The sequence below is a fragment of the Pseudoalteromonas sp. MMG007 genome, from assembly GCF_018100985.1.
Classification (GTDB): Bacteria; Pseudomonadota; Gammaproteobacteria; order Enterobacterales; family Alteromonadaceae; genus Pseudoalteromonas.
Map to the genome: position 1 here is coordinate 44,446 of NZ_JAGJEI010000003.1, position 24,566 is coordinate 69,011.

Annotated in this window: 17 protein-coding genes; 9 read left to right on the forward strand and 8 right to left on the reverse strand. The window is 37.6% G+C overall.

The genetic code is table 11. From position 1 onward, the window contains the following. Window positions 1-447 precede the first annotated feature (447 nt). Window positions 448-2,652 (reverse strand): discoidin domain-containing protein, encoded by a 2,205-nt coding sequence (locus J8L71_RS05800; protein ID WP_210999698.1) that lies wholly within the window; start codon window positions 2,650-2,652, stop codon window positions 448-450. Between the two features lie 539 nt (window positions 2,653-3,191). Further along, window positions 3,192-6,074, reverse strand: coding sequence for an insulinase family protein (locus J8L71_RS05805; protein WP_210999699.1), 2,883 nt, complete (start codon window positions 6,072-6,074; stop codon window positions 3,192-3,194). Window positions 6,075-6,242: 168 nt separating this feature from the next. Here J8L71_RS05805 and J8L71_RS05810 point away from each other — a divergent pair, with 168 nt between their 5' ends. After that, window positions 6,243-6,662, forward strand: coding sequence for an MAPEG family protein (locus tag J8L71_RS05810; RefSeq protein WP_210999700.1), 420 nt, complete (start codon window positions 6,243-6,245; stop codon window positions 6,660-6,662). 109 nt (window positions 6,663-6,771) lie between these two features. Here J8L71_RS05810 and J8L71_RS05815 read toward each other — a convergent pair whose 3' ends face one another. Next, on the reverse strand, window positions 6,772-7,515 hold the full coding sequence (locus tag J8L71_RS05815; RefSeq protein WP_210999701.1) for a peptidylprolyl isomerase: 744 nt from the start codon (window positions 7,513-7,515) through the stop codon (window positions 6,772-6,774). 465 nt (window positions 7,516-7,980) lie between these two features. Between J8L71_RS05815 and ushA the strand changes: the two genes are divergently transcribed. Next, window positions 7,981-9,612 carry a bifunctional UDP-sugar hydrolase/5'-nucleotidase UshA gene (gene ushA / locus J8L71_RS05820; protein WP_210999702.1) on the forward strand — a complete coding sequence of 544 codons (1,632 nt, stop codon included), beginning with the start codon at window positions 7,981-7,983 and terminating at the stop codon, window positions 9,610-9,612. 22 nt (window positions 9,613-9,634) lie between these two features. On the opposite strand, the gene J8L71_RS05825 is transcribed toward ushA, so the two are convergent. Beyond that, window positions 9,635-10,579: a hypothetical protein gene (locus J8L71_RS05825; RefSeq protein WP_210999703.1), complete on the reverse strand. Its 945-nt coding sequence runs from the start codon at window positions 10,577-10,579 to the stop codon at window positions 9,635-9,637. Continuing rightward, entirely contained in the window at window positions 10,572-11,468 is an 897-nt protein-coding gene (locus J8L71_RS05830; RefSeq protein ID WP_210999704.1) for a hypothetical protein, read from the reverse strand. The genes J8L71_RS05825 and J8L71_RS05830 overlap by 8 nt, the downstream gene beginning before the upstream one ends. Before the next feature lie 220 nt (window positions 11,469-11,688). Between J8L71_RS05830 and J8L71_RS05835 the strand changes: the two genes are divergently transcribed. The 3 genes from J8L71_RS05835 to J8L71_RS05845 all read left to right on the forward strand — a co-directional run bounded on the left by J8L71_RS05835 (window position 11,689) and on the right by J8L71_RS05845 (window position 19,281). Beyond that, entirely contained in the window at window positions 11,689-12,543 is an 855-nt protein-coding gene (locus tag J8L71_RS05835; protein ID WP_210999705.1) for a S1/P1 nuclease, read from the forward strand. Window positions 12,544-12,588: 45 nt separating this feature from the next. Then, window positions 12,589-15,768, forward strand: coding sequence for a TonB-dependent receptor (locus J8L71_RS05840; protein WP_210999706.1), 3,180 nt, complete (start codon window positions 12,589-12,591; stop codon window positions 15,766-15,768). A 351-nt stretch (window positions 15,769-16,119) separates the two neighbouring features. Beyond that, the gene (locus J8L71_RS05845; protein WP_210999707.1) at window positions 16,120-19,281 is read left to right on the forward strand and encodes a TonB-dependent receptor; all 3,162 of its coding nucleotides are present in this window, start codon (window positions 16,120-16,122) and stop codon (window positions 19,279-19,281) included. 50 nt (window positions 19,282-19,331) lie between these two features. Here the strand turns inward: J8L71_RS05845 and J8L71_RS05850 are convergent, their stop codons facing one another. Next, window positions 19,332-19,763, reverse strand: coding sequence for a MarR family transcriptional regulator (locus tag J8L71_RS05850; protein ID WP_210999708.1), 432 nt, complete (start codon window positions 19,761-19,763; stop codon window positions 19,332-19,334). Between the two features lie 163 nt (window positions 19,764-19,926). Between J8L71_RS05850 and hmgA the strand changes: the two genes are divergently transcribed. Continuing rightward, complete coding sequence (hmgA, locus tag J8L71_RS05855) at window positions 19,927-21,228, forward strand: homogentisate 1,2-dioxygenase (protein WP_210999709.1); 1,302 nt, start codon at window positions 19,927-19,929, stop codon at window positions 21,226-21,228. A gap of 2 nt (window positions 21,229-21,230) precedes the next feature. Further along, the gene (gene maiA / locus J8L71_RS05860; RefSeq protein WP_210999902.1) at window positions 21,231-21,860 is read left to right on the forward strand and encodes a maleylacetoacetate isomerase; all 630 of its coding nucleotides are present in this window, start codon (window positions 21,231-21,233) and stop codon (window positions 21,858-21,860) included. Here maiA and J8L71_RS05865 read toward each other — a convergent pair. Beyond that, window positions 21,857-22,090, reverse strand: coding sequence for a TIGR02647 family protein (locus J8L71_RS05865; protein ID WP_210999710.1), 234 nt, complete (start codon window positions 22,088-22,090; stop codon window positions 21,857-21,859). The two genes, maiA and J8L71_RS05865, sit on opposite strands and share 4 nt — an antisense overlap. A 119-nt stretch (window positions 22,091-22,209) precedes the next feature. On the opposite strand from J8L71_RS05865, the gene J8L71_RS05870 reads away from it, so the two are divergent. Then, on the forward strand, window positions 22,210-22,512 hold the full coding sequence (locus J8L71_RS05870) for a DUF1496 domain-containing protein (RefSeq protein WP_210999711.1): 303 nt from the start codon (window positions 22,210-22,212) through the stop codon (window positions 22,510-22,512). A gap of 54 nt (window positions 22,513-22,566) precedes the next feature. Then, window positions 22,567-22,875, forward strand: a complete 309-nt coding sequence (locus tag J8L71_RS05875; RefSeq protein ID WP_210999712.1) for a VF530 family protein — start codon at window positions 22,567-22,569, stop codon at window positions 22,873-22,875. Between the two features lie 50 nt (window positions 22,876-22,925). Here J8L71_RS05875 and J8L71_RS05880 read toward each other — a convergent pair whose 3' ends face one another. After that, window positions 22,926-24,545 (reverse strand): diacylglycerol kinase family protein, encoded by a 1,620-nt coding sequence (locus tag J8L71_RS05880; protein ID WP_210999713.1) that lies wholly within the window; start codon window positions 24,543-24,545, stop codon window positions 22,926-22,928. Window positions 24,546-24,566: the final 21 nt, after the last annotated feature.

Below are 24,566 nucleotides of genomic sequence, written 5' to 3' on the forward strand. Positions count from 1 at the left end.
TCCCCTTAACAATTCTTGATAATTGAGAAGTTTGGAAGCCCAGTTAAACCAATGAGAGCATTACCCAATTAGCATGTCGTGCAGTGTATTCAATGTGCATCGCAGCTGCTATAGATATTAAAAACTGTCTAGTGAAAGCTGGGAAGTCCAATCACCGGGACCAATTGAAGTTAGAAGCTATAAAACGAAGCTGGTAAAAGGTTGGATATGATAACTTTAAAGATGATACATACAATGTAAGCGAGTATATCAACGACTATTGCAACAACCCTAAATCACACCATTATAATGCTGGTTTATAACCAAATGAATCTGAGGTTAGATACAAAGACTGTGGCTAAAATTAGTTGACTGGACTTCTAATAGTTTATAAAACATAAGTAATATTAAAAATAAAAAACCCGTATAGCAAGCGCTATACGGGTTTAAATATGTTATTCGCAAAGGCTATTTTGTTTTACGAACATATGTTACGTCTGTCATTGTAATTTTAGACGTTGTAATACCAATTTTCTCAAAACACTTCTTGAAGCTAGAAGAATCACCATGTTCACCACAGTTATCATTACCTTCAGGGTATTGTGATTGTAAGTAGTTACCAAATTTAAAGTATGACTCTGAATCATCTTCAACTTCAGTTTCTAAGTCCTTACCGAAAGCAGATACTTTAACTACACCGTAATCATTTAACACGTGAAAAGTAAATGAATCGCCGGTCTTAATAGTACCTAGGGCTTTTTTCTCTTCTTTACCGCTCTTGTTAAGAATACGAACGTACACATCAAAAATACCATTTGCAGCTTTACTATCATAGAAACCTGATTCATCAGTATCAGACACATAAAGTTTCATGATTGTACCAGTATCACCTGCGTGATGCTGTGCAACGATAGTTTTACCGCCAGTTGAAAGATCAACTTTGATCGTTGCTTGGAACTCTTCGTACGTATCAGTCATCGCGATACGTTTACTTTCTTTAATTTTGTACTCATGACGCCAGCCGTTACCGTTAGGCGTAGTCACTTGTTCTTCAAGTGCAAGGAACACTAAAGTAGATTCGTTAATTCTTGGATCACTACCTTCCAGTTCAAAAATTGAACCATTGGTGATATTTTCAGGAATCTTCAAGTCTGGAATTGATTCACCTGGATCAGTTGGGTCTGTAGGCTCTGTCGGTTCCGTAGGGTCAGTTGGCACTTCAATTGGACTATCCACTAACTCACCACAACCGTAAAGCTGTGCTTCTAGTAAGCTGTTCCATTCATAATCTTCAGAAGAGCTATTACCTTGGCCAATTACTCGGATAAAACGCGCATACACATCGCCTAAATTATTCGCATTTAGATCCTCGTCACCTTGTGATTCTGCTCCCGTAAGAATTGAATCCCAGTTAACACCATCTAATGACGCAGCAATATCAAAATAAGCAGTACGCTTATCTGCTGAATACCAAGCTGTTTGAATTGAATCAACAGTTGTCTCGCCACCTAAGTCTAACTGTAGCCATTTGCCATCACCTTTAGAAGACCAACGAGAAGCATCTTTCAAAGAACCGTCTACCGCAAGGCTTGGTCCGTAATTGCCGCTTGATGAACCATCATCACTCGCTGAAGCGCTTAAGCGAGTAATTGGACACGAAGCAGGTGGTTCTGTCGGTTCAGTTGGTTCAGTTGGTTCAGTTGGTTCAGTTGGTTCAGTCGGAGTTTCTATTGGGCTTTCTTTAAGTTCACCACAACCATACACTTCTACATCTAGTAAACTATTCCACTCAGAATCTTCAGATGAGCTGTTTCCGTAACCAACAATACGGATGAAACGTGCATAAACATCGCCTAAATCATCTTTATTAAGCGAGTCATCACCTTGAGATTCAGCATCTGTAACTACAGGAACCCAGTTTTCACCGTCTAGTGATGTTTCAATATCAAAGTAAGCAGTACGCTTATCGCCTGATAACCATGCTGTTTTTATACTATCAATCGTCGTTTCACCGCCAAGGTCAAATTGGATCCATTTTCCGTCACCTTTAGAAGACCAACGAGATGAATTAGTTAAGAATCCATCGATCGCTTTTTCTGGTGAGTAGTTGTTGTTATACGAACCATCATCGCTAGCTTCGATAACTTCTAACTTAGTCACGCCACACTGTTCTGGTACAGGAGTCGGTTCTGTTGGCTCTGTTGGATCTGTTGGGTCTGTTGGTATAGAGTCCGCTCTAACTAATTGTATATCATCAAAATAGCCATGCTGGAATTCGTCATTAAATTTAGTGTAAACCTGAATTCTTGAGCGAGATTTAGAATTAAACGGAACAACAGCTTTACTCCATTTGCTCACATCAAACACTACTTTTTTTACTACATCATAGCCATTATTAACACCAAACTTACCTGAACCATTTACATAGCCGGTAAGGATGTAATCTGTATTTTTTTCAACGTCAACCCACTGGTGTACACGCGCTGGTGAACCCATTAGTTGTAGAGATTGCGTACCAGATTTACTTATAATTGATGCACGAGCGTCATCAATTATCGTCCAATAAGTTAGGCCACTTTCAAAGCCTGGGTTTTTAATTACTACTGCATCTGCGTAAACCGAACCTGTTAACATTATCGCAGCAAGCGGTAACATTTTGAATTTTCCAAACATTATCATTTCTCATTAATTTATTTAAAATAGTTACTATCAATTAAAAACCAATACTTTAAGCCTAACAAAAGCAAAAAATATGGGTGCATAGGTTGACAGGGACGAGAATTTACCCTCTCGAGGTACGAAATGCAAGCGATAATTTTAATTTAAAAAACTAAACAATGAGCCCCCGCATGTTAACACTTGTTAATTTATTAATTAAGAAAAAAACTACTTTCTTTATAAAAGCCAGTATTTACTGGTTGCGCAGAGGGTAAAACATTCTAAAAAAGGGAAAGAAAAGATAGCATAATTAGTTATCATTTATATTTATAAAAAATATGCAATAAACATTTTAATTTATAACTTTTGCTATTTTTCTGCTGTCAATCTTTCATCTTCTATTTTTAGCAACAATAAATATTAACTTTTTACATAACTAAAATTGCTATTTTTAGCTAACAGAAGAAGATTTAATTAAACATTAGAATTTGTGAAAGGGAGTCGCAGATAAAGCTAGTGTTTCTACTAGCCTTATCTGATTTTGAGGTGGCCGATTATTTTTGAAGCTTGATGCCTTTGTAGTAAGTATCGAATGTTGTAATTTTGGATTGATTAGGTAAATCTGCAAACTCACTTTCAATAAACTTAGTACCACGCAGCTGCACATTTAAACGCGCTGCTTGTGGGTTTAACATAGTTTGCTTGTAGTACTGTCTTATATCTGCAAGGGTTACTTTTTCTACTTCATCAATCAGTTTTTGCTTTGAATTAAATTTAAAGTTTTCGCGGTACCAGTCATTAATAAGCGGGCTCATTTCGTCGCTTAAATTTTTAGGCAGCTCTTTAAGTGACACTAATGTGGCCTTTTTAAGCTGCTCAAAAGTGTCATTACTCATATTATCAAGCTCTACCGCATACTCTTTTTTAAATTGATCAAAGCGTGCTTGTATCTCTTTAGGGCCTTTAACCGGTGTCTGAATAAACAAACCAATAGCTGAGTATTCTTCTATTGGGCGAGCCAATGCACCTACTGCGTAGGCTAGCTGCTCTTCGGTACGCATTTTATCAAACGCAACGGTTCTAAAATGACCTTGTAATACGGCAGCTTGTGCCTTTTGCTTGTAACCTGCAACTGGGTGTACAGTCATATCAACAACAGCTACATCTGCCACATCAATGTCTTTTTGCAGTACCAACGTTTCACCAGGTTGAGGCAACCATGCCTTGCTGCGGGCAAATTCGCTGTGCGTGTGATTACTTGCAAGTGTCGCGCTTAATTCGCCAGCTATTGCGTCAATATCTTGTTGGTTATAATTACCATAACTAAATACACGTAAATCGTTTTTAGCAAACGTTGCTGTTTTTAATTGGTTTAAATCAGCCACAGATAAAGAATCAGCTGCTTTTATAAGTGCATCAGTATCAAAGCTACCTGTGCGAACGAGTTTTGAATATTCACCAAAGGCTTGTGCATAAGGGAACTGCTTTTGCTGGTTTAATAAATCACGTTTATAACGATCAATTGCTTGATTAAATGCTTGTGCAGTAACATCCGCTTTCAAACCATTAAGCGCTTGTTTAAGTAGTACATCTTGTTTATCGGTAAAGCCGCTCATTGATAATACAAGGCCATTACTTGGCGCAAGACTCACACTCATACCCGCTATTGCAGCCTCTGTGCTTAGCTGGCTTTGTTGAATATTATATAAATCAGCCCATACCGAATAAAGCACCTCGGCATTAATATCGTTTAAACCAGGTTGCGTGTTTATATATACCTCAACAAGTCCTTTAGGTTGCTCTGCAAACTTTTGACTTGCTTGGCGCCATACCTTTACACCGTTTTTATCATAGGCTAGTACTGGGTGTTTTTGCTCTTTAAACGCTTTAGTTTTAATTGCAAAGCTCTCCGGCAGTAAGTTATTTACACTTGGAAGCGCTAATTTAAATTCACTTGGTTTTTTCCAGCTGGCAATTTCATCATCGCTGATATCGTCTATGCGATACTTACCATCATAAAAATGCAGTTGTGAATCCGTTTCCTCTTGTTTAGAGATGTACCAAACACGTAGCGTTTTAGCGTTTAGTTGGTCAAGTACGTTATTGACTGCATCAGCATCAAATTTTGCATAATAGTAAGGGGCATTAATCGCATGATTAAGCGGATAAACCTGCATGCTACCGGTAAGCGAGCTTACATAGTTAAACTCATCGCCTTTTTCTAAAAATTTAAACTGGTTGCTAAGCGATGTTTTAATTTCATTAAAGTACTTACTATCTACACCCTCTTTTTTAATTAAATCGATGTATTGCATAATCGTCGCAACGATTGTTTCGCGATTTTTCATACCCTCATCGGTCAATTCAATATTTACATTAAGTGTGCCGTAATTACCGTATTGAGTTGGTGATGGTGATGCTGATAACTGCGATACCCACCCTTTATCACGTAAAATTTGCGCTGGGCTGCCCGGCATTTCGTTACTTAATAAATAGGCAACAAAACGATTTGGCTTAACGGCAAATTCATTAGCGTTATTGGCAATCGTGAAATCTAACTGCAGCTGTTTTACATCTTCATTCGGAGAGTAAAATACACGTTTACCGCCCGCTTTATCAAAATCTACTTTTGCGGTTACAGCAGGCTTTTCTATGTGCTTATTTTGTATATCAGCAAAATATTTTTGCGCTTTTTGCTCCATCTCAGCAATTGGCAAGTTAGAAATAAGTGCAACTTTCATAATATTTGAAGAATAATATTTATTATAAAAATCGACGGTTTCCTTATGCAATGAGCTATCTTCTTTATCGCCTAGCGTTTCAAGGTTACCGATTAAAAAACGGTTAGCGGGATGATCGCCCATCATTTTACGCGCAAGTTTAAACTGACCAAAAAAGTCCATTTCTCTGCGCATCGACCACTCTGCATTTACTGCATTTTTTTCTTTTTCTGCGTACTCAGGGTATAGTTTTGGTGCTTTAAAAAAATCAGCAAAACGATCTAGGCCTTCATCAAAGGCATCGTTATTAATCTTAAACATGTAGTTGGTAATATCGAGCCAAGTGTAGGCGTTATTAACTCCACCATTTTTGGTCATGAAATCAGAATACCCTTTTGTGTCTGGGTAACGCTCAGTGCCTAAAAACAACATATGCTCTAAATAATGCGCCATACCTTGTTGTGATATAGGATCATGTAGCAAACCAACGCCAACACTTAATGAAGCCGCTGATTTTTCGGCGCTCGGATCTGAAACCAAAATAACTTCTATTTCGTTTGCTAGTTTTAACGTTTTATATTCTCGGTTATCATTTGGGCTAACAACTAATGAATCAGCTAATAAACTCGCTTTAGGAGGCGTTGAAACCGACGAAGTATTTGAACAACCACTTAATACAGCAAGTGCTATGGCGCTAAAGCCAATAATTTTTTTCATTTTATTTTTCCAATAAAGTATTGCGCTAGGTATGCGCTCAAACATCGTAATAGTCCTAAATTAACATTAACAATTAAGGCTTTGCCACAATTTAACGCTAAAATATGTAACACATTGTGAAAAAGCACTTCATACTTAAGGTTTATAAAACAATAACAAAGGTACATTATGGAAAGAATTATTATCTTAGCTATGTTCGCTCAAGTAACATTGTCGTTAGTTGTGATGATTGTTATGGGGAAAAGGCGTATTACAGCGGCTAAAAATAAGCAGCTAAATTTAACTGATTTTAAAACAATGCAATTAGATAAAGCCGGCGACACGGTGCGCGTAGCGGATAGAAATTTTTCTAACCAATTTGAAATTCCTGTATTATTTTATGCCGGATGCTTACTGGCTTTACAGCTAAATAGTGCTAGTTATTTAGTGGCCGCTTTAGCCTGCTTATTTGTAGTATCTCGCATTGTGCATACTATAATTCACTTAGGAAGCAATAACGTAAGGGCTCGCTTTAACGTCTTTTTATTCGGTTGCGGCTGTGTATTTATAATTTGGCTTACCATGATTTGGCGAATCATGGCTTTTTAGGTCAATTAAACAAATCACGCTCTAAATTTTAAACCTCTTAATTAGAGCATCGGTTAAATATTATCAGCGGTATAAAGTTATGCTGCTGATAATAAATAATTTTACGCTACTATTTAAATCGCTTCAAACGTGTAAACGCTAATAAAACCCCACCTAATAACCATGCCAATGAACCGCCTGAGCTGCTATCTGAGTCGGTAGATGTATCGCCACTATCAATTGATGTGTTTGTTGTAACGGTTAAACCCGCTGCAGAATTAGGATCGTCATCCATTACAACTACGCTGTGAATAGTCACTAAATTTGCACCGCTAATGCTTACATCACTGCTTGAGCATTGTTGCTCAGTAATACCTACTAACGGTATTTCACCGCAATGAACGAGCGCTGCAATTTTATCGAGTGTAGACTGGCTCGCGGCTGTAATTTGGCCAAACACAGTAAAACCACCATTTTGAGTGTCAAGCGAGGCACTATTATCTGAAATATTAAAAAACCATTGGCTTGTTGCACTGTCTTCATCGCCAGAAAGCTTAGCCATAGCAATGGTGCCTTTAACATTGGAAAATACAGGCTCATTCTCTACAGCAGGCTTAGTATCAATCGCATCTAACGAATCAGAATACGTAAAGCCCCCCCCCTGAATCACAAAATCTGCAACAGAGCGATGAATCACCGTTTCGTTATATGACTCATCTTGAACATAACTCAAAAAGTTTTCGACCGTTTTGGGAGTTTGCTGATCAAATAAATTTATTTCTATTGTGCCTTGGCTCGTGTTCATTTCGACAATAGTTGCGGTGCTTGTGAAGCTTGCGAACGCGAGTGCTGAGCCAAGTAAAAGCTTTTTCATGTTTTATTCCTGTTGTTATAATTTTTAACGATTAATTAACCTGCTTGCAGATTAAAACGTCACGTTATTAAAATCGATTATTAAATTTATGAAGATACAAATTAGACCGCACTGATAACACTTTAATTACATATTAAGCTAATTATATTCTTTTCGGTTATACAAAGCTGATTTAGTAAAACTAAATCATCTTAAGCAAAATACTTACATTTGTTACCTCAAAAAATAAATACAGCGGAGCTGACAATGCTAAATACTGCACACACAATTTGTGATTTTGGTTTACATAAAGGTGAAGCTTACACGAAGTTGCCTGCCAGCTTTTTAATTTGGATGATAAGTACTAAAAACCGACAATCTAATTTCGCCAAAGCAGAAATATAAATAAGTCCGTTTTTTTAGCGCAAAACTAGTTTAAACTACCGGCTTGATAAATTAAGTAGAGCTTAATCAAAAAGGTATTTTATGCGCATAATCATTTTATTCTCGGTTTTTCTTAGTCTCATTGGGTGTACCTCCTCTACCCCAGACTCTATTTCTAGCAGTCCGCCTACTCAATATTTAACGGTTCTTCATACAAATGATAATCACGGTCGTTTTTGGCACAACGAAAAAGGCGAATACGGTATGGCCGCTCGCAAAACGCTCATCGACTCTTTACGCGCAGAAGCAAAAAGCAAAGGCCATGCAGTAATATTACTCTCTGGTGGTGACATAAATACAGGTATTCCTGAGTCTGATCTTCAGCACGCCGAGCCTGACTTTAAGGGCATGTCTTTACTAGGTTACGATGCAATGGCGCTTGGTAATCATGAGTTTGACAACCCGATTAAGGTTTTAAACAAGCAACAGCAGTGGGCTACTTTTCCACTTTTATCCGCTAATATTTTTGATAAAAGCACAGGCGAACACGCCTTTGAAAGCTATAAAATACTAGAAAAAAATGGATTGAAAATAGCTGTTATTGGCTTAACGACTACCGATACAGCAAAAATAGGTAACCCTCAATATATTGGCCATTTAGAATTTAAAGACCCTACAGAGGTGACAGCAAAGTTAGCTAAAAAAATAAAAGCTAAATATAACCCAGACGTTACTATCGCACTCACACATATGGGCCATTATGTTGATGCAAACTTTGGTATTAATGCACCGGGTGATGTAACACTTGCCCGCTCATTGCCTGCTAATACTCTTGATATGATCATAGGCGGTCACTCTCAAGAACCTGTGTGTATGAGCGATACAAACGTTAATGATGCAAACTTCAAACCTGGCCTAGCATGTACACCTGATCAGCAAAATGGCACGTGGATTATGCAAGCCCACGAATGGGGTAAATACGTAGGTAAAGCTGAATTTAAACTTGAAGGCGAAAAGTTAACGCTTATTGACTACACATTAATGCCGGTAAATTTATACGTAGACAAAATACAAGCCGATGGCTCAACTAAAGAAGTGTTAGCAAACGAATACATAAAACCAGACCCAACACTTGAAGCTTTTTTAGCGACTTATCAAGCTAAAGGTGCAAAACAAATAGCAGGTAAAATTGGCAGTGTTGATGCGCGTTTAGAAGGCGATAGAAATAAAGTTCGTTACCAACAAACAAACCTTGCGCGAGTCATTATTCAAGCGCAAATGAACGCAGTCGGTGCTGATTTTGGTTTAATTAGTGGCGGCGGAATAAGAAGCGGTATTGAAGCTGGCGAAATCAGTTATAAAGATATTTTAAAAGTACATCCTTTTAAAAACAGAATTACTTACATGGATTGGAAAGGTAGCGACTTATGGAATTACCTAGCTACGGTTACAAGCTTTCCGCCAGATGCCGGTGCTTATTTGCAATACCATAAAATATCATTTGAGCATAAAGAGGGGAATTTAACTAATGTCTACATCAATGGTGAAGCCCTTGATAAAAATAAAACATACCGCATGAGCTTAAATAGCTATAACGCATCAGGTGGCGACGGCTATCCTGTTATTAATAACTTAGAAGGTTTTGTAAGCTCTGATGTAACAGATGCTCAAGCTCTTAAAACTTTTATATCTGACAACAGCCCGATTAAAGCCTCTGAATTTGCCCCTAAATAACTACGATATTAGGAAAGTAATTTTACTTTCCTAATATTTCTACATTACCGTTTACAATATTTGTTAATGCGTAACTATGCAATCGTGAACGCGACCCTTCCCCATAAGCCTTAGGCGGATAATAAAGCTCTTTTTGATCAGGGTACTCAATGAGTACTTCATCAAGAGCTGCACGAATTTCGCTCAATGTTTTTTCAAGACTATTATTGAAGTTAGGTCTTTTTCTTACCGTGTGGCCTAGCTCAACTAATCTATAAAAATACTTATTGGCTAGCTCTATGAGCTCATCTGGCACATTTTTACTATGATAGAGTAATATATCTGAATGATGACTACAGTATTCAACCAGAGCTAAATAAAAACACAGTGGCTTGTTTGCTAAAGATACTTGCAAGTCACTTTTATAATTAATTGAAATTGTTTTATTATTTAAATCAATAATAAGAGTTAATGGCAGTTGCGCTGCAGTGTGTTGATCTTCGCTCTTTAGTAAGTCTTGAGTAAGCTTGTAAGTAAACACGTGCTTTAACCAAAAGCTTATAAGTACACTCATAACAAAGAATAAAAAATGAAACGATAAAGTTTGAGTTGTTAAATAAGCCTCATCTATTTCAAAAACGACTAATACAGCACCGCTATTACTTTTCAACGTTCGGCTAACCTGGTTAGGTTCTAAAGGGGACTCAAATTCATGTTTAGCAGAAATAGCGAACACTGTTAATTCATCGCTATTAATATGCGTGTTTAACTTTTTAATATAATTTAATACTGCACCTTTATCACCCGAGTGCCTTAATAACTCATTTGATAAATCGAGTAATGGCAGATCCAGCGCTATTTGCTTTTCTATCTGCATAATTTTTTGCTTATTAGCTTGCTGCTTTTTTTCTATAACAGATACATAGAACAACAGCGATAAAACGAAGAACAAACCAGCAACCATACTTGAAAGTTGAACCTTACTCATCGCTATGGCCTTTTATATAACTAACTGACCTAGTGTTGCAATTCCAATAAGGATGTACATTTTGATAGTAATGCAACGTTTGATCTTTTGACATATTAAGTAAATGAGACTGAATAGCACATAAAAGGTCAGTATTATTTTGCTGCATTTTTAAATACCAATGTGTTCCTACAATATTATTGCTTAAAGGTGTTCTGTAATTTTTCGAAAAACGCACCGTATCACTTTCTTTCCAAAATGAAGCAATAATATCTACTTTACCGTCGGCAAGAAGGTCGCGTAATTCGTTATGTGAACTTGCATACGTAATTTTTAAATTAGCTAAGTTAATATCAAGCTTTTTAAACGTTTGCTTTGGTAAAATATGCCCAGATCGACTCGTTGGGTAATCAAGTAAGCCTATACGTTTATCTAAAAAATACTGTTTTGTAAGTCGAGGTTTTTCTTTAGAAGATATAAAAAAAGCAGTGTAATTAGAAAAGCCGACCACAGGTTGATAGTTGTAAGTTGATTCGGCTTTAAAAGCAGCCATAATATTATTTTTTGCTAAGATTAAATCTGCAATTCCTTTACCTATAAACTCTAAGCTATCAGCGGTTCTGTCCCCCCAATAACCAATTACAGAGCCATACTGTTTAGTAACAACGTTATCGGCGCACAAACTTCTTGTTAATAATTTGGCTATTTTTTTAGATTGAGTAAACACAATTAGCTCATTAGTGTTATTTATAGCTGTTGTTTGACAAGAAGTGGACGTTTGAATCATTGCAGGAAAGTGCAAATCATTGTCATCAACTATTAGCTGTCCACATACCCAAACAGCCAGCATTAAAAGAAACAAAAAAGTAACAACTGTGGTTTTATGCAACACCGTGTTTTCAAAATTCAAAATAAAGCCACTCAAAAATAAGCTATAGGTGTATTGGAACAATTTTAATTACTTATTACAATAGGTAATTTTACTTATCAACACTAAGCCACTGATTAAAAAGAATATTCAATAGGAAACTATGAATCACATTAACGCCTTCCTATTGCATCAAAAAATGCGGACAATTGACCGTATTACCGTACTGTAACAATACGAAACATACTCCTAGGAAATTTAAATGCACAGCAAAATAAAATATTCGATTTCTTCTGCGCTTTTGATTAGTGCAATTTTCACGAGCAGTGATTCGTATGCATGGGGCCAAAATGGGCACCGTATTGTAGGGAAAGTTGCTGAGTCACATATTACCGACACTACAAAGCAAGCTATTACACCTTTTTTAGATGGCGAATCACTGGCGCAAATTTCAACATGGCCAGATGAAATGCGCTCTGCCCCTGGAAAGTTTTGGCAAAAACAATCTTCTCGCTGGCATTATATAAATGCAGCTCCTGGTAAATCTTTTAGTTTTGACCATGAGCATACAAAAAACAAAGAATCTGTCAGTAATATTCTTGAGGGAATTCATTATTCAATGCAAACACTCACGGATGCTAATAGCAGCTTAGATGCAAAGCAATTTAGCCTACGTTTTTTAGTGCATTTAGTAGGAGATAGTCATCAACCATTTCATGCTGGCAGAGGTGAAGACAGAGGTGGCAACCGCATTAAGGTTTCATTTTTTAATGAAGAAACGAACCTTCACAGCCTTTGGGATACAAAACTAGTTGAAAATGAGAACTTATCATTTACTGAGTACGCACAGTTTATTGACACAAATAACAGTGAGCTCATTGCACAGTACTTAGAAAGCTCACCTAAAACGTGGGTTGAAGAGTCACACAACTTAGCTATGAAAATTTACAAATATACTAATGATGAAATTGGTTATAGCTACATATATAACAACACTCCAATCGTTAAAACGCGCTTACAACAAGCGGGTATTCGATTAGCTGGATTACTAAATGCCTTATTCGACCCTTCTGCAAAAGAGTTAAAAACGGCATTAAAAATGACGACTGACAAATAAACAGTATTAAATTTATATATAACCTACACACGGGAAATCAATATTATGACTAAGCTTCGCCTTTCGAAATTAACTGGTGCTGTAATACTAGCGCTAGGTGTTTCTACAAGTGCAATGGCTGCAGATACTTCATCTGCAATGCGTGGTAAAATCACTACGCCTTCTGGTTCAAGCGCTGCAAACGTAAAAATCAAAGTTGTTCACCAACCAACTGGCACAATTAGTGAGTTAACAACAAACGAAAGCGGTACTTTTATCGCTAATGGTTTACGTGTAGGTGGACCATACATGGTTATCATCGACTCAGATAAGTTCAACGATGCGATGGTTGAAAATATCTACTTGAACCTCGGTGAAACTTATCGTTTAAGCTCACAACTGACGCCGTTAAACATCGAAAAAATTGAAGTATCTGGTTATAAAATTATTCAGCAATCAGGTGGCTCAAGCAGTGCTTTTGGCTCTGATACTATTGAAAACATGCCAAGCTTTAACCGTGATATAAAAGATATTGCACGTTTAAACCCACTTGCAAGCATTAACGGTAGTGGCGAGCTTACTTTTGCCGGTAGTAACCCGCGTACAAATGGCTTAACTGTTGACGGTATTGGCCAAAATGATGACTTTGGTTTAAATTTTGGTGGCTACCCTACTTCTCAACCGCCAGTGGCACTTGATGCTATTGAGCAAGTTTCTGTTGATGTATCTCCATTTTCGGCTTCTAAAGGTAACTTTGGTGGCGGTACTATTAATGCGGTAACAAAATCAGGTACAAACGAGTTCAAATTCTCAGGTTTCTATGAAATTTCAACGCCAGACATGGCTGGCGATCAGCTTAATATTGTTGAAGAAGATGATTTAGATGCAATTGGCCAAAAAACCTTTTCTACAAATAAAGTAGAGCCTATACAAACAGAAAAAAGATTTGGCTTTAATGTTGGCGGCGCGCTAATAGAAGATGAACTATTTTACTTTGTAAACTACGCGCAATGGTCTAGCGAATCTGATCTTGAGTATGGCTTTAACGACTCTGGCGCAGCTAATGAATTTAATACTTCCGAAGCTAATTACAACCGCTTCATTTCAATTTTAAATGATGAATACGGACTAACCGATACGCTTGCGGGTTCTCCTGAAGACACAAATAAAAATTTATTAGTGAAACTAAGCTGGAATGCAAGTGACAATCATCGTCTAGATTTTACTTACCAGTGGCAAGATGACCAAGATGAGCGTAATTCAAGCTCAGGCGGTAATAATATCGTACTGCAATCGAATACCTATGCATATGTTACTAAGTTTAATAACTTTGCAACTAAACTTTACTCTGATTGGAGTGACGACTTTTCGACAGAGATTGGTATTGCTTATAAAGATGTAACGTCAGACAGTGCAACACGTTCAGACTTAGGCAGTATATCAGTAGACGAAGATGGCAGAAACGGACCAACATACAGCTTTGGTACAGATCAATACCGCCATGCAAATCGCTCTGAAACACAAAACTTAACACTGACATTTGATGCAACTTATTTAACAGATGAGCACGAAATAAACTTTGGTGCACAATACGAGTCACTACGTTTGTATAACCTGTTTGCTGAAAATTCATTAGGCTCATGGAAATTTGATAGCTTAGAAGACTTTGCTAACCGTAATGTAGGCTATTATGATTTTTCATATCAAAATGCCTACACGAACGATTCAGCTGATACCGCTTACGATGTAAGACGTAGTCAACTTGCACTTTACATAGAAGATACTTTTTACGTTGGTGATGATTTGGAGGTGACAGCGGGTATTCGTTATGAACGTTTATCATCAGACGATAAACCAACTCTGAACGAGAGCTTTGCAAGTACTTATGGGTTTACTAATCAAGAAAACCTTGACGGGTTAGACATCATCCTACCGCGTATTGGCTTTAAGTATTACGCAACCGAAGCCCTTACAATTAGTGGTGGTATTGGTCGTTTCCAAGGCGGCATTCCTAATGTTTGGTATAATAATTCGTTCCAAAGTGATGGCATAACACTTGTTTCAGCACCTAATGATGTAATAAACGATTACTATGCAAATAATGCGGCTGATATTACCCAAGTACCTGATGAAATCAAAAACTCTTTACAACAAGGCGCCGGTAGCGTTGCGTATATAGATCCTGATTTTGAACTTCCTTCGAGTATTCGTACACAAGTTGGTTTTGAGTATGAATTTGACTCAGAGTTACTAGGCGATGGCTTTAAATGGCAAGCTGAAATCGCTTATCATAAAAAAGAAAATGAAGCTGTGTGGCACAACTCGTCAATTACACCTACTGGTCTAGCTGCCGATGGAGAGCGTGTAATTAATCAAACTATATATTCTGGTTTGCTTGCTGATAATGTTGACATTGAAATGACCAATTCATCTGATGATGGCCGCTCAATCATTATATCTACAGGTATTGCAAAAGAATGGGATAATGGTTTATTTGTTTCTGCAAGCTACGCACATCAAGACGTTACAGAGGCATCAGCGGGTTCTGCATCACAAGCTGAGGCAAACTATAAGCATAATATTACAATAAACCGTAATGAAGATATTGCAGCTCGAGGCTTTTACGAAGTAGAGCATAGCTTTAAAGTTAACGTAGGTTACACAACTGAATTCTTCTCTGGCTATGCTACTAAACTAAATGTTTATTTTGAGCGTCGCTCTGGACGTCCATTTAGCTACACAATGGGAATGTATGAAGATGGTGATTTAGGAGATACAAGCTCACTGTTTACAAATGGTGCATATTTACCATACATTCCAACAGGTGCTGACGATCCAAATGTAAACTGGGATAAGTCGGGTATTTCTTGGGCTGAATTAGAACCATTACTTCAAAACGCTGGTATTTCACAACGTGGTAGCATTCTAGCTAAAAACACAGCGACACAGCCATGGGTTACCACTATGGATGTGAGTATTAAGCAGGAAATACCTGGTTTCGCTAAAGGTCACAGTGGTGAGGTTTACCTAATGATCGATAACTTCGCTAATCTTTTAAACAGCGATTGGGGTATTGAAAAACGCCTAAGTTATTCAAATCAAACTATTTATGACTTTGCTGGACTAGATGATGAAGGCAGATACATCTTAGATAGTACTTATGGCGGCACGGATGTTAGAAACTACTCACAAATTAGTAGCTCTTCTGCTTGGCAAGCTAAAGTGGGTATTAGCTACAAGTTTTAAACAGTAACTTAAATATCTATATACTACTAACTCCCTAAAGTAAGTAGTAAAACTAAACCCATTGCAGCTATGTGATGGGTTTTTTTATTATATAACACCTCAATTTCACATATTTGTCATAAAAGCCCCGTAAAATATCTCTTAGCATAGAGTTATTACTCAAAAAAAGCTCGTTGAGTCAGAAACATAGCAATTTATTAAAAAAATATTACAGTTGTATTTTATTTGTAACAAGTAAATGAGGTACACTATATAAGAATTTTGAACTAGGTAGGTTTTAATTTATTTGGCTCAAAACTTTAAAATAAAAAATATATAAAAATTTAATTAATAACTACACGGGAAAATTAAATGAAAACTCAATTACGCAAAACAGCTCTTTCACTTGCTATCGCAGCATGTGTTGGTGTGAGTGGCGCAGCAATGGCTAACGAAACGACCTCTGCTATTAAAGGTCAAGTAACTGGTCCTAACGGTAATCCAGCTGCGGGTACTAAGGTAACAATTTTACATGTTCCTTCTGGCTCAGTTAAAACAACTGAAGTAAATGACGCTGGTTACTTTACTGCTAAAGGCTTACGTGTTGGTGGTCCATATAAAGTAGTTGTAGACTCTGATGTGTATGCAGATCAAGAATTCAATAACATCATATTAAACATCGGTAACGATTATCCAGTAAATGTGTCTCTTGAGTCACAATCAAGCATGGAACAAATCGTTGTAACAGGTGCGCCAATCAGCTCTATGTCTGGTGGTACTGGCCCAGCGTCTACATTTACACTTACAGATCTTGAAAATACGCCTGCAATTAACCGTGATTTAAAAGACATCATCCGTATTGACCCGCGTATCACAATTGATGACAGCCAAGGTTCAATTAACTGTGGTGGTGGTAACCCTCGTTACAACAGCTTAACGCTTGATGGCGTTCGTATGAACGATAACTTTGGCTTAAGCTCAAACGGTTACCCTACTATCCGTGCTCCTTTTTCTTTTGATTCAATTGAACAAGTATCTGCTGAGCTAGCACCATTTGATGTTCAGTACGGTGGTTTTACATCATGTAACATCAACGCGGTAACTAAGTCTGGTGGTAATGAAGTTCACGGTGGAATCTTCTACGATTACACAAGTGATTCTTTAAAAGGCGATAAAATCGAAGGCGAAGACGTTGATAACGGTAACTACACTGAAAAACGTTACGGCTTTAATGTTGGTTTACCACTAATTGAAGATAAACTGTTCTTGTTCACTTCATACGAAAAGCTTGAAGGTGTACAACAGTTTAACTACGACGGTTTAAGCAGTGGCAGTGTAACTGCTGAAGATATTGCTCGTATTACAAATGTTGCTCAATCTAAATATGGTTATGACGTAGGCGCTATGCCTTCAAGCATGCCGGTTGAAGATGAAAAAATCTTAGTTAAATTAGATTGGAATATCAGCGAAGATCACCGTGCAAACTTAATCTATAATTACAACGACGGTAACACTGTTTCTCAGTCAGATACTGGTTCTAGCCGTGTTTCACTATCAAACCACTTTTACGACCAAAGTGCTGAATTTACTTCAATCATCGCATCTGTTTACTCAGATTGGTCAGATGATTTTTCTACTGAAGTTCGTATTGGTAAGTCTGAGCTAGACTCAACAGTACAATCACTAGATGCAGCAAGCAGTTTTGGCGAAATGCAAATTAGCACACCTAATGGCGGTACAGTATTCATTGGTCCTGATGATTCTCGTCAATCAAATGACTTAGACTATGATACAACTACATTTAAAGTTGCGGGGACTTACTACCTTGACCAACATACTATTACTGCAGGTTATGAATTTGAAGAGTTAGATGTATTTAATCTATTCGTGCAGCATACTGAAGGCGAGTACCGTTTTTTCAACGAAAGGGATTCAGATGTAACGGGTATAGATTTATTTGAACAAGGTATCGCAAATGTTGTTTACTATAACAATGCAGCAGGTACTAATAATCCAAACGACGCGGCTGCAAGCTTTTCATACGCTCAGCATACATTTTATGTTCAAGATGAATACGCATTTACAGACCTAGATGCAAATATTACCTTTGGCTTACGTTACGACAAATATACCAGTGATGATGTACCTAATTTAAACCAAAACTTTACTGACCGCTATGGTTATAGCAACCAAAGCACATTTGATGGTATTGATTTACTTCAGCCACGTGTTGGCTTCCAGTGGTATGCTACTGACGAACTAGAAGTTCGCGCGGGTGTTGGTCTATTCTCTGGCGGTAACCCGAATGTATGGTTATCAAACTCGTACTCAAACGATGGAATTACTAACATCGCTACTGAACGCAGTTCGGTTGATTTATTCAATACGCCAAACGTAAATAGTGGCACGCCAGGTTTTGAAGTACCACAAGAGATGTTTGACGAAGTTGCTAATACTGTTATTGGCTCTGGTGATTCTGTAACAAATGCGGTTGACCCTGATTTTGAAATCCCTTCAGAGTGGAAATACTCAATTGGTGCAACATACACAACAGAAAACGAATACGTAATTTCACTTGATTACCTATACTCTAAGAAGAAAGATGCTGCAATACTGCGTGATATCTCAGTTCAAAATAGCGGTGTTAGCACATTTGATGGTCGCCCGATTTATGAAGAAATTGATGGACGTAAAGGCGATCTTTTACTTACGAATGTGAGTGGTAATAGCGGCGACTCTTCAGTTATCTCATTAGCTGTTAGCAAAATGTTTGATAATGGTATTAGCATGAACTTCGGATATGCTTACACTGACTCAGACGATGTTAACCCAATGACTAGCTCTACAGCAGGTTCTAATTACGGTAACATTGCGCTAACAGATCCGAATAATCCAGGTGTTGCTTCATCAGATTACGAAATCCCACACCGTTTCACTATGACGCTTGGCTACTCTCATGAGTTTGTAGATGGTTATGCTACTCGCTTTAATTTATACGGTGAAGCATATAAAGGCTTACCATATAGCTATACATTTGATGATAGCGATTACGAGGATAGTGACGGAAATATTACTTTTGGCGATAAGAACTGGAATGGCAGCCGTCAATTACTTTACGTACCACTTGAAAACGATCCTAACGTTGTTTACAACATGAGTGCAGATGAAATTAACGCGTTTAACGACTTTATTTCATCTAACGGTTTAGAGCGCGGTGAAATCACTGGTCGTAATGCTGAAAACTCAGATTGGTTTGTTAAATTTAACTTTAAAGTTACTCAAGAATTGCCAGGATTTATGGAAGGTCATAAAGGTGAAGCATTCTTCGTAATTGATAACTTAACTAACCTATTAAACGATGACTGGGGCGTACTTAAAAAAGGTCCTTTCGTTGGCGCTAGCATGATTTCAACATCAATTGATGACGAAGGCCGTTACGTTTACTCAGGCTTTAACGAAAACAACGCAAATACATCAGTACAATCTGATGCGTCTTTATGGCAAATGCGTGTTGGTGTTCGTTACACTTTCTAATTTAGCTCATCAAATTAGTTAATTTTTAAAAGCCCACTTTGTGGGCTTTTTTATGCCCTTAATTTGTTATTTAGTTTTTCAATTACAGTATTTAATACATGGTATTCATTATCAGAAAGCCCATTCAATAATTGCTTTTCCCAGCTTATTGCTTCGTTCGCAATTTTAGAGTGCAAGCACTCACCTTTCTCACTTAACACAAGTAACGTTGCACGTTTATCATTTTCATTAAGCTTACTACACACTAGGTTTTTATTAATAAGTGCTTTTAAAGCTCTAGATACCGTGGATTTATCCATATTTGCCTGAGTACATAAATCCTTTGCATTACTTTGTCCATACTGCGCTAAGTTAGCAAGTAAGCGCCACTGGGGTATGTTTAAGTCATATTTACCTTGATATACCTGTGCAAAGTCATTACTAACACGCGTGGCTATATTAGTAAGTTGGTAGGGTAAAAAAGTGTCTAAATTTAGTTTCATTTTAAATCTCCAAGCCTCGTAAAACGTAAAGAGCCTGTGCATTTTTATTTACAACCATTATTGTGAGCTTATTTGAAACTAATCTCACTTGAGAGTATCTTAACTAAATACAAATAATAACTCAAAACAAGACAACGCAATCCACTCTCACAGGGGTCCTGTTATGCACACACAATTAAATTATATAACCGGTTTTGGCAATGAATTTGAAACCGAAGCACTACCCGGTGCATTACCTATTGGTCAGTTTTCTCCTCAAAGAGTTAATTACAATCTGTATACTGAACAATTTAGCTCTACCGCATTTACAGCTCCGCGTGCTGCAAATCGCCGTACCTGGATGTATCGATTGCGTCCTTCAGTGGTTCAAGGCGATTATCGCCCCATTGATAATGGCTTAGTAAGAACAGCACCAATAACTGAGGCCGTTACACCACCGACCATGCTACGTTGGAATCCTATTGATATTCCCGCAAAATCTACTGACTTTATTGATGGCTTAATAACAATGGCTGCAAATGGTAGCGCAAATGGGCAATCCGGTATTGGTATTCATGTATATGTGGCAAATCAATCTATGCAAGACCGCTACTTTTATAATGCCGATGGTGAAATGTTGTTTGTGCCTCAGCAAGGCGAGTTACTAATACACACTGAGTGCGGAAAACTTACTGTTAAACCCGGCGAAATTGCAGTTATACCGCGCGGAATTAAATTCTCAGTTGATTTAATAAACGATACAGCGCGAGGTTATATTTGTGAAAACTACGGCCATGCGTTAGAGCTTGCTGAACGCGGACCGGTTGGCGCAAATGGTTATGCCAACGACAGAGACTTTCAATACCCTGTAGCTGCATTTGAAGATAAAGAAGGCAATTTTGAGCTTGTCTCTAAATTCAACGGAAATTTATTTAGCTGTGAAATAAAGCACTCTCCTTTTGATGTGGTTGCATGGACGGGTAATAGTGCGCCTTATAAATACGACCTATCCCGCTTTAATGTTATGAATTCAGTGAGCTTTGATCATCCAGACCCTTCTATATTTACTGTACTTACATCACCATCAGCGACAGAGGGAATGGCAAATGTTGACTTTGTGATATTTCCACCCCGCTGGATGGTTGCTGAGAATACCTTTCGCCCACCTTACTATCATCGAAATATAATGAGCGAATTTATGGGTTTAATTGAAGGCATATATGATGCAAAAGAGCACGGATTTGTACCTGGAGGCGCTAGTTTACATAATTGCATGTCGCCACATGGTCCAGAAGCTGAGGTATTCGAAAAAGCGTCAAGCGCAGAACTTACGCCACAAAAATACGAAAATACACTCGCCTTTATGTTTGAATCGCGCTACATCATTTCTCCAACTAAATATGCACTTGAAGGTAAGGAGCGCCAATCAAATTACACTGATTGTTGGCGTAATATTAAAAAGCAATTTACTGGCTCAGAGCAATAATGATAAAACTGTATAGCTATTTTCGCTCATCAGCTGCTTATCGGGTTCGCATTGCGCTTAACTTAAAATCAATAAATTATGACCTTGCGATAGTTAACCTATTAAAGTCTCAGCAATTAGATGAGGGTTATTTAGTGATTAACCCTCAAGGGTTACTCCCGGCGCTTGAAACCGAGGAAGGGCATTTAGCGCAGTCTCTTGCAATACTTGAGTGGCTTGATGAAACCTACCCGCAGTCGCCAATTATTACAGGCTCAGCATGGCAAAAAGCACAAATACGAAATATTAGTTATGCCATTGCTTGTGATATTCACCCTGTAAATAATCTACGTGTTTTAACGTATTTATCAAATGAGTTAAATGTTGATGATGAAGCTAAAAACAAATGGTATAAACACTGGATTGAAATTGGCTTTGAAAAAATTGAATTGATGCTCAGCGATAGTAGTGATTACTGTGTAGGTAAATCCCCTACTCTTGCGGATATTTGTTTAATACCACAGGTATTTAATGCTATACGCTTTAAGGTCGATATGGCTGCATATCCTAAAATAGCAGCCATTTATGAACGCTGTAACAAGTTGGCGGCCTTCGATGACGCAGCACCTCAACACCAGCCTGATGCTATTTAATTTTGCAGTGCGCTGTGAATAACAGTAACGTGTTCAATCAAATCTAAGCCCAAATCGGTCAAATAACCGCCATCAGGGCTATCTATAATGCCTTTATCGAACAAACGCTGCGCTGCACTAAGTAAGTTAGCCTCTGCGTTTGAATGTAGTTTTATACCCTGCATTTTACTATCGCGTGGAAATTTGGCTAATAGTGTAAATTCGTCAATCATAGTTTGGTTAAATTGCATGTGTGTGCACCTTTTATTGTTCTGTATTTAAGTCAGTGTTGTATAAAGCTATTACTTACCCTAGCATGTTTTTTACCGCAGTGTACTATTTTTAAACTACCTATCTATTGAGGCCAAAAATGTATAATAAAATAGCGCTTATCATCAGTCTTACTTGCTTAATTATTGTAACCAATAGCAATGCCAGCACAATTAAAACTCACGCCATAGTTGATGCAAATGAGATTTCAAATCAAAGTAAAAGTTGTTGGTATGATAATAAGCGATATAGCGAAGGTGCACTTATTCAAATACACTCTTTCACGTTGTTGTGCGGCGCTAAAACACCTGAGCACAATAACAGTCAACTCATTTGGCTTAAAATTGATAAGCAAGGTAATGCTATTTATCCTAAAAAGCCCAAAACCATTACAGTGAATTAGCGCTAAAAGCCGATTTAAGCTACAATGCACGCAGTTTAAATAAGTAGTATTACTATGAATAATCAACCTAAAAACCCTTTACACGGGGTAACGTTAGAACAAATTCTTGTTGAGTTAGAGCAACGACTTGGCTGGAGAACACTTGGCGAACAAGTAAAAATTAAATGTTTTACTGATTCACCGAGTATAAAGTCGAGTCTTAAATTTTTACGTAAAACGCCATGGGCGCGAGATAAAGTTGAAGCACTTTATATTCACACTATCAATAATAAGCCTATTCGCAAACCAAAAAGTGTACTAAGAGAAACATCTTCTCAAGCGCCGGATACAACAGGGTTTGTTTGGCCATCAATTAAAAAATGATGTAAAAAAGGAGCTAATTTAGCTCCTTTTTTGATCATAACTAACGCTATTTATTGATCTTTGCAAATCACATTTAATGAAGCCGGCTCAATAGTAATAACCAGTTTTTGAGCGGTTTTAACTTCACCATCTAGTACGTACTTAAGCTCCCCTTCGCCTGTAATCTCGACTCTTTTAGCATTTGTATGATGCGAATTTATAGCTAAATGTGTTTGCGTTAAGCTACTAAACATCAGCTCTGCAATACTTAGTACTGTGGTTGAATTTTCATTATTTGGCGTTAACCAATTTATATCGAGTAGCCCGTCACTATGATCAGGTTGCCCTCCACCTTGAGCCAATAATGTTGTAAAAGGCGCAGCATTGGCCACGATAAAACTATTTGTACATATTTCTTTTGGCTCATTATCATCGAGTTTTACACTAAGTAATTGTGATCTTTGCTCGCCAAATGCTTCAAAAAAACCATTTAAATAAGCAAGTTGCCCCGACTTATTTTTTGATTCTCTATCTGCTTTTTCAATCATAGATTGCTCAAAACCAATACCCGCGAGCAGTAGTACTAATTCGTTATTACAATAAGCAGTATCTATTATGCTTGTTTGACCATCTATAATTAAATCGCAGGCTTGTTCAACTGGAATTAGTTTAGAGCTAATTCCCATTAATACATGTGCCAGGGCGTTTGCAGTGCCAAGAGGAATTATCCCTAGCTTAAACTTTGTATTAATAAGTACGCTGGCAACTTCTGTAACGGTGCCATCACCACCACAAGCGATTACAATATCTGGGTTTTGCTTTATTGCTTGTTTAGCAAGCTCAACACCGTTTACTTCTTTTGATGTAGTAAGTACTTTTAAATCGTAATAAGCGGATAGACGTGCAACTATTAAGTGCTCTTTTTCTTCCCACAAGCGCGTACCCGATACCGGATTCGCAATTAATACCGCTTTATTTTTAATAACCAATTCACCTTTTTTATGGCGTTTGGCTAAATGGCGTAACTGGTGTTTATTTAAGTTGGCAGTCTCTCGGGTTTCTTTAATTTTCGCAAGCACTTCATGAACATCTGCATTTTTGTTTTGGCTAAGCAAGTAAGCAGCCATAACAAATACCGATCTTCCGCGACCCAACGCGCAGTGAACAACCACTCGACGATCTTCTTTAATATGATTATGTATCCAGTTAATAGCTTGATTTAATTGTGAATGAGTAGGAATACTATGATCGAGCACCGGAATATTTAAATAATTAATATTCTCCTGCGTTGAACTCCATTCAAGGCCATCAAACTCACACGTTACGTCTAGAATGGCTGTAATACCGTTATCTTTTAATGTGTCTATATCTGAGGGGAATAACCGACAGGCTAAAAATAAGTTATCGTTTATTTGTTGAATCGGCGGTACTTTATCGCGTTTGCGCGACCAGGCATTGTAAATTTGTACACCAAACAAAAATGGCACAAATGCCCAGCGTATATAAAAAGGGATAACACCATTTTCTCGTTTTCTGAAAATTTTAGCAGCATTAAAAATGTAGGCCGCACTTACAAGTAAAAGTGAAAGCGCTGTCCAATAAAAAACAATAGCAAAGTAAACTGAGTTCACTTCCCATCCAATAAAAATTAGCACTAGCGCTAATAGCGAATAACTAATTGCAGCCCACATAACCTCTCCTTTTTATACTAT

Excerpts from the sequence above, each read along its gene's own strand:
- J8L71_RS05800 (WP_210999698.1), bottom strand. The coding sequence starts at position 2,652 with ATGTTTGGAAAATTCAAAATGTTACCGCTTGCTGCGATAATGTTAACA.
- J8L71_RS05805 (WP_210999699.1), bottom strand. The coding sequence starts at position 6,074 with ATGAAAAAAATTATTGGCTTTAGCGCCATAGCACTTGCTGTATTAAGT.
- J8L71_RS05810 (WP_210999700.1), top strand. The coding sequence starts at position 6,243 with ATGGAAAGAATTATTATCTTAGCTATGTTCGCTCAAGTAACATTGTCG.
- J8L71_RS05815 (WP_210999701.1), bottom strand. The coding sequence starts at position 7,515 with ATGAAAAAGCTTTTACTTGGCTCAGCACTCGCGTTCGCAAGCTTCACA.
- ushA (WP_210999702.1), top strand. The coding sequence starts at position 7,981 with ATGCGCATAATCATTTTATTCTCGGTTTTTCTTAGTCTCATTGGGTGT.
- J8L71_RS05825 (WP_210999703.1), bottom strand. The coding sequence starts at position 10,579 with ATGAGTAAGGTTCAACTTTCAAGTATGGTTGCTGGTTTGTTCTTCGTT.
- J8L71_RS05835 (WP_210999705.1), top strand. The coding sequence starts at position 11,689 with ATGCACAGCAAAATAAAATATTCGATTTCTTCTGCGCTTTTGATTAGT.
- J8L71_RS05840 (WP_210999706.1), top strand. The coding sequence starts at position 12,589 with ATGACTAAGCTTCGCCTTTCGAAATTAACTGGTGCTGTAATACTAGCG.
- J8L71_RS05845 (WP_210999707.1), top strand. The coding sequence starts at position 16,120 with ATGAAAACTCAATTACGCAAAACAGCTCTTTCACTTGCTATCGCAGCA.
- J8L71_RS05850 (WP_210999708.1), bottom strand. The coding sequence starts at position 19,763 with ATGAAACTAAATTTAGACACTTTTTTACCCTACCAACTTACTAATATA.
- hmgA (WP_210999709.1), top strand. The coding sequence starts at position 19,927 with ATGCACACACAATTAAATTATATAACCGGTTTTGGCAATGAATTTGAA.
- J8L71_RS05865 (WP_210999710.1), bottom strand. The coding sequence starts at position 22,090 with ATGCAATTTAACCAAACTATGATTGACGAATTTACACTATTAGCCAAA.
- J8L71_RS05870 (WP_210999711.1), top strand. The coding sequence starts at position 22,210 with ATGTATAATAAAATAGCGCTTATCATCAGTCTTACTTGCTTAATTATT.
- J8L71_RS05875 (WP_210999712.1), top strand. The coding sequence starts at position 22,567 with ATGAATAATCAACCTAAAAACCCTTTACACGGGGTAACGTTAGAACAA.
- J8L71_RS05880 (WP_210999713.1), bottom strand. The coding sequence starts at position 24,545 with ATGTGGGCTGCAATTAGTTATTCGCTATTAGCGCTAGTGCTAATTTTT.